At 52.1% G+C, this 1,048-nt stretch carries 2 protein-coding genes; both read left to right on the top strand.

The window, feature by feature from the left end:
* A partial coding sequence (locus DIE22_RS38550) for a hypothetical protein (protein ID WP_221623920.1) occupies positions 1-188 on the top strand: 188 nt, incomplete at its 5' end.
* 207 nt (positions 189-395) lie between these two features.
* A partial coding sequence (locus DIE22_RS37770; protein WP_124607548.1) for an autoinducer binding domain-containing protein occupies positions 396-1,048 on the top strand: 653 nt, incomplete at its 3' end.

The raw sequence follows: 1,048 nt of genomic DNA, 5'->3' as shown, positions 1-1,048 counted from the left end.
CTATGCGCCCGAGGAGTGGGAGGATTTTCCGCAGCGGCGCTCTTCATTCGCTAACAGGATCGTTGAATTCAGGAAATTTCGCCGATGGCGCGGCACGTGATCGCAAAATGCATCGCAATATCGTTCCTGTTCCGGACAGTGACTTAAAAAATAAATCACGTATTAAACTATTACAATCTATTGGATGACGTTCTGATCCAATCTATTAGACTCCACACTAGCTACGCGCCCAACGTCCATCACGACGCAACTTCCGGCGTCCGCCATAGCATAGCGGGTGCGCGGGCATTCAGCGCCCCACTACCATACTGTTTGTCCGAGTCGTTGCCACCGAGCCGGCGCCCTGCTCCAGAATTTCTCTCAAATACCACTAGGCAATAAGCGAGGTATAAGTCATGAGAACACGATTTCGGCACCGCACACACAAAAAAGCATCCAAGCCACCACCGTGGAATGTCACATTAGCCACTCGAATGGCGCCCATTCTGTCTCTCTTTACCGATGCAAAGGATATTTCCTCGCTTTCTGACTTACTTGGCAATGCGGTGCTTCCATTGGGTTTTCCATGTTACGCCGTTACCCGGATCTCCCTGACTTGCATTCGCTCTCGACCCAGCATGTCTATGGAGGCAATTTGCTCGCATTATCCCAATAACTGGGTGCAGCACTATCTACAGCACGACTACGGCCTTGTCGATCCCGTACATCGAGCGGCTTTTACTTCTTCCGGACCTTATCACTGGGGTGATATTACCGACTTGAACCACGCTGAGCGACATGTGCTCGTGGAAGCATGCGACGCCGGACTCAAAAATGGGCTTAGCATTCCAATTCGTGAGGTTGGCGGCAGTGTTTTGCTCATCAATCTATCAGGCCGGTCATCCCCTATCAATGCAGAGACGAGCCGGCAGCTCGCGAGCGTAATCAGCACTCTATTTCGTTTGGAGCTGAATCGGTTCGCCCCTCCCCACCCGAAGGTACTCGTTGAGCTATCTCCACGTCAGCGTGAGTGCCTTACATGGGTCGCACAAGGAAAGACATCGCCGGA

It is taken from the genome of Burkholderia sp. Bp9142 (assembly GCF_003853415.1).
GTDB lineage: Bacteria > Pseudomonadota > Gammaproteobacteria > Burkholderiales > Burkholderiaceae > Burkholderia.
The sequence above is the reverse complement of the archived record's forward strand: the minus strand, read 5'-3'. Positions and strand labels throughout refer to the sequence as shown.